This window comes from Methylobacterium adhaesivum, assembly GCF_022179065.1.
GTDB lineage: Bacteria > Pseudomonadota > Alphaproteobacteria > Rhizobiales > Beijerinckiaceae > Methylobacterium > Methylobacterium adhaesivum.
In genome coordinates this window covers 24,428-33,525 of record NZ_BPQD01000010.1, presented here as the reverse complement: position 1 = coordinate 33,525, position 9,098 = coordinate 24,428, and the positions used below count along the sequence as shown (strand labels likewise).

At 69.2% G+C, this 9,098-nt stretch carries 3 protein-coding genes; all 3 read right to left on the bottom strand.

The window, feature by feature from the left end:
* Positions 1–103: 103 nt before the first annotated feature.
* Complete coding sequence (locus MFF01_RS10840; protein WP_238225115.1) at positions 104–5,014, bottom strand: malto-oligosyltrehalose synthase; 4,911 nt, start codon at positions 5,012–5,014, stop codon at positions 104–106.
* Entirely contained in the window at positions 5,014–6,825 is a 1,812-nt protein-coding gene (gene treZ / locus MFF01_RS10835; protein ID WP_238225113.1) for a malto-oligosyltrehalose trehalohydrolase, read from the bottom strand. Before treZ ends, MFF01_RS10840 begins: the two co-directional genes overlap by 1 nt.
* A gap of 168 nt (positions 6,826–6,993) precedes the next feature.
* The gene (gene glgX / locus MFF01_RS10830; protein WP_238225129.1) at positions 6,994–9,090 is read right to left on the bottom strand and encodes a glycogen debranching protein GlgX; all 2,097 of its coding nucleotides are present in this window, start codon (positions 9,088–9,090) and stop codon (positions 6,994–6,996) included.
* Positions 9,091–9,098 lie beyond the last annotated feature (8 nt).

The following is a 9,098-nucleotide window of genomic DNA, read 5'->3' as shown; positions in this document are numbered from 1 at the left end:
CGAAGCGGGTCGGGAGAGGGGAACGCCATTTCCGGAGAGGTCGCCCCTCTCCCGCCTGCTCTGCAGGCACCCTCCCCCGCAGAGGGGGGAGGGTTCTGGTTCTTCAGCCCGTCCGTTTCAGGACCGCGTAGGGCAGACGCGCGAACAGGCGGTCGAGTTCGATCCGTCCGTCCGGAGCATTCACGCTGTCCCCCGTCACGAGGTCGGTCCAGGCGCTGTCGGCCGCCACCGGCAGGTGCGTGCCGGCGAAGGCCGCCCCCGACCAGACCGCATCCCCAACAAGGCCGGAGACAAGGCGCGGCACGGCGACGAGGAGGTCGCCCGCGCCACTCGTGGCATCCGAACGTGTGAAGGCGATGACATGATCCGCCTTTTCGCCCGCTGGGAGCAGGGCCTGGTAGTCGGCTTCGGCATAGAAGGCTGGCCGCTCGGCACGGTCGGCGAGCAGACGGGCCAGGGTCGCCTGCTTGACCCGTCCGTCACGCCACTGCGCCAGGAGATCTGCGGCGGCGCCCCCCTCCTCAAGGGAGCGGGCCAGGGCCGGATAGTCCACGGGCCGGCGGTTGTCGGGATCGACGAAGGAGAAGTCCCAGAACTCCGTGCCCTGGTAGGTGTCGGGCAGGCCCGGCAGCGTCGCCTTCAGCACCGTGCGGCCGAGGCCCGCGATCATGCCGAGATGGGCCAGACGCTTCGCGAAGGGCCGCATCCGCGCGAGGAACTCGGAGCCCGGCGCGACGAGCTTGGCGAAGAGCGCGTGGACGGCACCCTCGTAGGCTTCGTCGACATTGACCCAGCTCGACCGGCGCTTCGACTCGCGCAGGGCCTTTTCGGAGTAGGCGTCGAGGCGCTTGCGGAAGTCGTCGATGGAGCCGGGCTCGTCGCGGTCCAGCAATTCGAGGGGCCACGCCCCGAGGATCGCCTGGACGATCATCCACTGGTCGTTGGCATCCGGCGCCACTTCGCCGTCGATGACCGTGAGGTGCGGCTCCGTGAGCTCGCGCCACAGGGTCCAGGCCCGCGCCCAATCCTCGGGCATCTCTGAGAGGGCCAGGAGACGCGAGCGGGCATCCTCGCCGCGCTTGGTGTCGTGGGTCGCGGTCGCGATCATGGCGTTGGGCCAGTCGCGGGCGCGGGCCGCCTGCAGGGCGTGGAAATGCGCGGCGTCGATGCCGTACTCACCCGGATCGCCCCCGACCTCGTTGAGCGCCAGCAGTTCGGAGAACCGGTAGAACAGGGTGTCCTCCAGGCTTTTCGCCATCACCGGGCCGGTGAGCTGCTGGAAGCGGCGGCGGAAGCGCAGGATCACCTCCGGATCGGGACGGCCCGGCCCCGTGACGTCGATGCGCCCCAGCATGGCGTCGGCGGCGAAGTCGTGCACGGAGCGGTCCGGCAGGGCGCTCCAGCGCTTGGCCTTCTTCACCGCATTCTCGATGAGGCGGACGTCCTCGTCCTCGACATCGCTCTCGTCGAGGTCGCCCGGCAGGTAGGAGCGGTAGGTAGGAAAGCGCGCGATGATCTCGATGAGTGCCCGGCGGATGGCGTTGACGGAGAAGTCGCGGGTGCGCCGGTCGGCATCGGCCACGGCCTTGAGGTCGGAGGTCATCACCTCGAGTTCGGAGGCGAAGCTGATCTCCAGGATCTCGGCCTTCGCCGCGCGGAGCATGAACTTGTAGGGCTCGTCGAAATGCGTGCGTGCCTCGTAGAGGTCACGGATCGCCGCCTGCTTGCCCTTCTCGACCAGGATGCCGTCGAGCTGGTTCAGGACGTCGTAGCCGGTGGTGCCGGCGACCGGCCAGGGACGCAGGCGCTCGCCGGGCTCCAGGATCTTTTCCACCACCACGTAGAAGCCGGGGCCGACGGCAGCCTGGAGCGCGCGGGCGTAGCCTTGCGGATCGGCGAGGCCGTCGATGTGGTCGATGCGCAGACCGTCGATGCGGCCCTCGCGGATGTGGCGGAACACCGTCTCGTGGGCGCGCTGGAACACGTCGGACTTCTCGACGCGCAGGCCCGCAAGGCCGTTCACGTCGAAGAACCGGCGGTAGTTGATGTCGCTCGCCGCCACGCGCCAATGGGCGAGGCGATAGGATTGCTGCTCGAGTAGGCGGTGCAGGGGGCCGAAGCTGTCGGGGTGGCCCTTGGCGCCATTCAGAAGCCGCAGGGTCCGGCCGATGGCCTCCGCGATGGCGGGCGAGGCCGCCACGGCTTCGACGAGGCGTTCCTTCAGCTCCTCGGCCTCGGCCGGGAAGGCTCGGCGGCGCTCGGGATGCGTCTCCTCCCCCATTAGGCGCAGGCGCTCGGAAACACCGAGCACTTCCAGGGCCGCCGCGTCCTCGATATCCCCCAACGCCGCCAGCGCCCGGTTGAGGATGGTGGGGTATTGCTGCGGGCAGATCGGGAATTCGTGCTCGTAGTGCCAGACGCTGAAGGCGCCCTTCTCAGGGTCGAACTTCAGTTCAAGGGTGCCTTTCTCCAGGGCTTCGCCGTAGCGGTCGCCGAGGAAGGGCACCACGAGCTTGTTGTTGGCTCCCAATCGCGACCAGTCGATGTCGAAGGCCTCGGCGTGGGGCGACAGGCCGCCCCATTCGAGCACGGAGAGCCACCACGGATTGTCGGCGCCGCCGACGCCCATGTGGTTTGGCACGATGTCGAGGAGCAGCTTCAGCCCGGCGGCATGAAGCGTCTCGGAGAAGCGCACGAAGCCCTCCTCGCCGCCGAGTTCCGGGTTGATGGTGGCGTGGTCGACGATGTCGTAGCCGTGGGTCGAGCCCGGCCGCGCCTTCTGGATCGGCGAGGCGTAGACGTGGCTGATGCCGAGCTTCGCCAGATACGGGACGATCGTCGCCGCGTCCGCGAAGGTGAAGTCCTTATGGAACTGCAGGCGGTAGGTTGCGCGCGGCGGTGGCGAGGCGAGGCGCGCGGCGCCCGAGCGCGGACCGCGCTCCTCAGCCGACAGGGAGGCGGCGAGCTTGGCGAGGGGCCCGCCCGGCGCTGCAATGGCCTCCAGCGTCCGGTCGAGCTTGCGCCGCCAGTTCGGATAGCCCTCCGTCGAGCCCGGCACGTTGGCCTGGGAGAGTTCCGAGACCACGTCCTCGTACTGCACGGCGGTGAGCATCGAGGGCGCCCGGGCGAGGTAGCGTGCCGCCGCCTCGAAGGGGGCCGCCTCGGGCACGTCGTAAGTCGGCAGGAGCTGCTCGGAGGCCAGCGCCTCGGTCAGGCGGGCGCGCTCGTCGACGCGTTCGCGCCGTTCCGCCTCGGCCCGCTCGGAATCGTAGAGTCCGAGCGCCTGCCGGGTGTCGGTGTCGACGCCGCGCCACCAGCCGACGAAGGTCGGCAGATCATGGGTAGTGATGGCGGTGAGCGCATCGCGCGGATAAGCGGCGGGCGGCTTGAACCGGGCCCCCTGCTCCCGCTCGAAGGCGAGGATGCGGTAGCTGAGGATGCCGGCCTGCATCAGGGCGTCGGAAAATCCCTCCGGCGCCGTGCCGAGGTCTTCGGCGATAACGAGACACTTGGCGCGGTGGCTTTCCAGGCGCAGCACGGCCAGCATCGGCTCGAAGGGCATGGCGACGTAGGCGCCGGCCTGGGCCGAGGCACCGAGCGGAATCAGGAACAGCCGCGCGAGCTGGAACGCGTGGTCGATGCGGATGGCGCCGGCATGGCGCATGTTCGCCTGCACGAGGGACCGGAAGGCCGCGAGGCCGTCGCGCTCGAGTTCCAGGGGATGGAAGGCGGGCAGGCCCCAATCCTGGCCCTTCGGCGCGAGGAGATCCGGGGGCGCGCCGATAGAGACGCCGTTGGCGAAGCGCTCGGGATGCGACCAGATCTCGGAGCCGCCGCGGTCGGCGCCCACCGCGAGGTCGCGGTAGAGGCCCAGACGCATGCCGGTGCCGAGGGCAATCTCGGACGCCTCCTCAAGCTGGCGATCGGCGAGGTACTGGAGCCAGACGTGATAGGTCACGGCCTCGGCGTGTTCGGCTGCGAAGGCCCGCACCGCGTCGGTGCCGTTGCGCTGGAATTCCTCCGGCCAGTCGCCGAGCCACTGGGCGCCCTGGCCCTGGAAATGTTCGGCCAGGGCCTCGAACGTACCGTGGGCTTCGAGATCCTCGCCACCGGCGGTGCGGAAGGCAGCGAAGCGCGCATCCGTGCCGTCTCGGGCGGCGGATTCCTGCCAGAGGGCGCGCAGGACCGGGGACAGCACGCCCCAGATGCCGGCGTGATCGACGAGCTTCGATTCGCGCAGGGCCTCGACCCGCGCGCCCATGGAGGCGAGGAGGTCGGCGGCTTTCGAGCCGACGAAGCCCGGCAGAACACCGGGTTCGATGAACAGGATCTCGAGGAACAGGCGCGAGGACGGTGAATAGGGTGAGATCTTGGTGCGGTCGGTGGCGAACAGGGCATGGACCGGGCTGAGGCCGAGGAACGACGCACCGCGCAGACCGGCATCGCGGGCAGCCCGGCCGGCATCGGCGTAGGAGCCGATGCCGAGGTTGTCCGGCGAGCGCAGGCCGTAGAGTTGGGCGGCAAGGCCCCAGTCGCGGGCACCCTCGTCGGCATAGGCGCGGGGACGCCAGCAGCGCTGGGGCGCCGCGATCACCCACGCCTCGGCACGGTGCTCGCCCAAGGCCGCCGTGAGACGGTGATAGCCCGGCGTCAGGGGCGGTAATTCGAAGCCGGCCTCGCCCGATCCCGCGACGGCGACGCGACCCTCGCGGGCATGGCCGCGCTCGTCGACGAGGCGCCACGCCAGGGTACCGCCGCTGCCTGTGATCCGTAGAGGGATTCGCGTGGCGCGGCGTGCCTCCACTGGCAGAAGTGCCGGAACCAAACCCTCGCGGACCTCGGCGACGATTTTCAGGCTGTCGGCGATCTCGGCCTCGGTGCCCACGGGAAACCCGAGGGCGGCGATCATGCCGGCCCGGGTCTCCAGGCTCGTCTCGACGGGCTGGCCGAAGGCGTCGGTGTAGCCGGGGGCGACGCCGAGGAGGTCGGCGAGGCGTTCGAGGTCGCGGCTCATCAGTTCACACCCGTCAGGAAGATGCCCGTCCAGGACGGGAGTTCGATGGTCTCTCCGGAGACCACGTCGGCGCCGTTGCACCAGACGATCTGGCCGCCGCCGCGCGGCGTTTGAAGCGGCGCATCGCCGAAATTGGCGACGAAGCGCAGCCAGCCGCCCTCGTAGCGCCAGGTACATTCCACGGCGTCGGGGCGCGGCAAGGTGGCGGTGGCACCGCGATAGGCGGTTTTGGTCAGGGGCACGACGGCCTGATGCCGGATCTGCAGCAGGTTGCGGGTGTCCGCCCACACGCCGCGATGCGGCGCACGGTCGGCCTCCGACCAATTGATGCGCGAGTCCGCGAAGGTCGTCTCCGCCGTCGGATCGGGGATCACCGAGGTGTCGTCGGCGAAGGCCGCGAAATTCTTGAACTCCCGCCGGCGCCCCTCGCGCACGGCCTTGTTCAGCTCCTCGTCCGGCGCGAAATCAACGAAGAACAGGAACGGCGCGCTCGCCGACCATTCCTCGCCCATCCACAGCATGGGGATCTGCGGGCTCAGCAACAGGCCGGCGCGCGCGAGGGCGAGTTTCGCAGGGTCGGACAAGGCCGAGAGGCGTTCGCCGAGCGCCCGGTTGCCGACCTGATCGTGGTTCTGCAGGAAGGTGACGAAGGCCGAGGGCGGCAGGTGGCCCGAGGGCTCGCCGCGCGGATGGTTGTCGAGGCTGGGGAACGGCTCGCCCTGATAGGCAAAACCCTCCGACAGGCAGCGCGCGAGGTGCACGACTGGCTTGTCGGCGAAGCTCTCATAGTAGCCGGCCTCCTCGCCGGTGAGCAGCACGTGCCAGCAATGGTGCAGGTCGTCGGCCCATTGCGCCGTGTGCTGCACCGGCTGGCCATCCGCCTTGCGTTCCAGCCACTTCGCCTCGTTGGCCTCGTTCTCCAACACCAGATGGATGTGACGGCCTGGAAGACGGGCGCGTACCGTCTCGGCGAGCTCGCCGATGAAGTGCTTGTCGGAGTCATCGAGGATGGCGTGGACGGCGTCGAAACGCAGGCCGTCGAAGTGGTATTCCTCCAGCCAGTACAGGGCGTTCTCGATGAAGAAATCCCGCACCGTGCGGCCGCTGGTCTCCCCGTCGAAATTGATGCCGGCGCCCCACGGTGTCTGATGGCGCTCGGTGAAGAAGGTCTTGGCGTAGGCGTTGAGATAGTTCCCCGCCGGGCCGAAGTGATTGTAGACGGCGTCGAGGAACACCATCAGGCCGAGCGAATGCGCCTTGTTGATGAGGCGCTTGAGGTCGTCGGGCCGGCCATAGGCGCTGTCCGGCGCGTAGGGCAGCACGCCGTCGTAGCCCCAGTTGCGGGTGCCCTTGAAGTCGGCGAGCGGCAGGAGCTCGATGGCGGTGATCCCAAGGTCGCGCAGGTCCTCGAGCTTGGTCTCGAGGGCCACGTAGGTGCCCTCCGGCGTCGCCGTGCCGACATGCAGTTCGTAAAGGACCGTCTCCTCCCACGGGCGGCCGGTCCAGCTCGCATCGGTCCAATCGAACGCGCGCGGATCGATCACTTCGCTCAGACCCGAGACGTCGTCGGGCTGGAAGCGGGAGGCGGGGTCAGGCACCACGAGGTCGCCGTCGATGCGGAAGCCGTAGCGGGCGCCGGCCCGGGTCCCGGGCAGCGTCACTCGGCGCCAGCCGTCCCCGGCCTCGGGAATTGCATGGTCGGTGCCGTCGACCACCAGAACGACATCCTTCGCCGTCGGCGCCCACAGGGCGAAGCGCACCCCGTCGTGTCCCGCCTCACTGCCGAAGGCCATCGCATGGGCTCGCCGCATCGCGGTTCGTCTTTCGTGATCTCGTGAGGGGCAACCGGCGGACAGCGGCCGCCGACCCTTCAGAAGGCGATCGGCCGCGCTCTTGTTCCATCGCGTCGCGGTCTATCGGGACTCTGTGTCTGTAAGCGCACACACCGACGTTTCCACAGGGCGGGACCCGCGCGGTGTCTATCGCCCGTACGTAGCCGGCCGCGTCCGCAGAACGTAGAGCGAATGGGCATCGAGGCGCAGGCGCGCGCCAGCCGGAAACAACGCCCGACCCTCGGGAACCATGCCGGTCGCCCGCGTGGTGTCGAACACGAGGCTCCAGGGGCCGTCGATGACTGGGGCGAAGGTGAAGTCGCACGGGCTCTCGGCGGCATTGACGAGGATGAGGAGGCGGTCGGCGTCGGGCAGGTCGTTGCCGATCTGCATGCCGAAGGCCTGGCGGCCCGCATCGGCCCAGGCGCTGCCGTCCATTTCCGCGCCGCAGGGCGACAGCCAGTGGACGTCGCGCAAGGGGCCGTCCTCCACGAGGTCGCCGTGGAGAAAGTCGCGGCGGCGCAGGGCCGGCTGCTCGCGACGCAAGCGCGTGAGGTTGGCGACGAAGGCCGTGAGGGCGGGATCGGGGTCGAACTCCCAATCGACCCAGTTCGTGGCGTTGTCCTGATTGTAGGCGTTGTTGTTGCCGCCCTGGCTGCGCGATCGCTCGTCGCCCATCAGAAGCATGGGGATGCCCTGAGCGAGGAAGATCGTGGCCAGGATGTTGCGCTTCTGGCGGGCGCGCAGTCCGAGGATCGCGGAATCGTCCGTCGGCCCCTCGACGCCGTAGTTGCGCGTGAGATTGTGGCCGTGGCCGTCCCGGTTGTCCTCTCCGTTGGCGAGGTTGTGCTTCTCCTCGTAGGCAACGACGTCCGCCAGGGTGAACCCGTCGTGCGAGGCGGCGTAGTTGATGCTGGCGAGCGGGGTCCGGCCGGAGGCGGAAAAGATCTCGCGCGAGCCCGAAAGTCCCTGCGTCACCTTCGGCAGCACGCCCCGGTCGCCGCGCCAAAAGCCCCGCACGCTGTCGCGGAACTGATCATTCCACTCGCTCCAGCCGCGCGGATAGGCACCGAGCTGGTAGCCGCCCTGGCCGATGTCCCAGGGCTCGGCGATCATCTTGACCCGCGAGAGCACGGGGTCCTGGGCCACGGCCTGAAAGAAGGCGGCCTTCGGCGTGAAATCGTGTGGCGTGCGGCCGAGACTCGTGGCGAGGTCGAAGCGGAAGCCGGCGATCCCGTAGGCCGTCACCCAGTGGCGCAGGGAGTCGAGGGCGAGCTGCATCACCCGTGGGTGGTCGAGGTTCAAGGTGTTGCCGCAGCCTGTGCAGTCGATCTCCCGGCGCGGATCGTCCGGTTCGAGCTTGTAGTAGCTCGCGTTGTCGATGCCCCGGAACGACAGGGTCGGGCCGGAATGATCGGCCTCCGCCGTATGGTTGTAGACCACGTCGAGGAACACCTCGATCTCGGCCGCCGCTAGTTCCCGGATCGCCGCCTTGAGGCCGCCGATGCCGGCCGGGCCCCGGTAGCGCGGCTCCGGCGCGAAGTAGTTCAAGGGCGAATAGCCCCAGAAATTCACCAGCCCCTTGTCGACGAGGAAGCGGTCGTCCGCAAAAGCCTGGATCGGCAGGAGTTCGACGGCGGTGATGCCGAGACGCAGGAGGTGCTCGACGATCGCCGGATGGCCCAAAGCCGCGTAGGTGCCGCGTGCGGCCTCCGGCACCTCGGGATGGAGCTGAGTCAGGGCCTTGACGTGGGCCTCGTAGATCACCGTCTGCGACAGGGGGCGGCGTACGGGACTGACGGCGAGATTGGGTACTTCCGGTGCGGTCACCACGCCGCGCGGCATGTAGGCCGCGCTGTCGCGCCGGTCGATCTGGTCCTCGCGCTGAAGGCCGCGACGATGCCCGTAGAGGGCGTCGTGCCAGCGGATGCGGCCCTCGATCTCACGGGCATAGGGGTCGAGGAGGAGCTTTGCCGGATTGAAGCGGTGCCCATGCGCCGGGTCCCACGGCCCGTGGACGCGGTAGCCGTAGAGCTGGCCCGGAAACACCCCGCGCAGGTGGCCGTGCCAGACGTCGTCCGTGCGGCAGGGCAGCCGGATGCGGCGGCTTTCGAGGCGTTCGCCGGGCTCGAACAGGCAGAGGTCCACGGCGGTGGCGTGCTGGGAGAACAGCGCGAAATTGACACCGCGGCCGTCGAAGTGGGCCCCGAGCGGCGCGGGCACGCCGTCGTCGAGGCCGATCATGCTGTCAG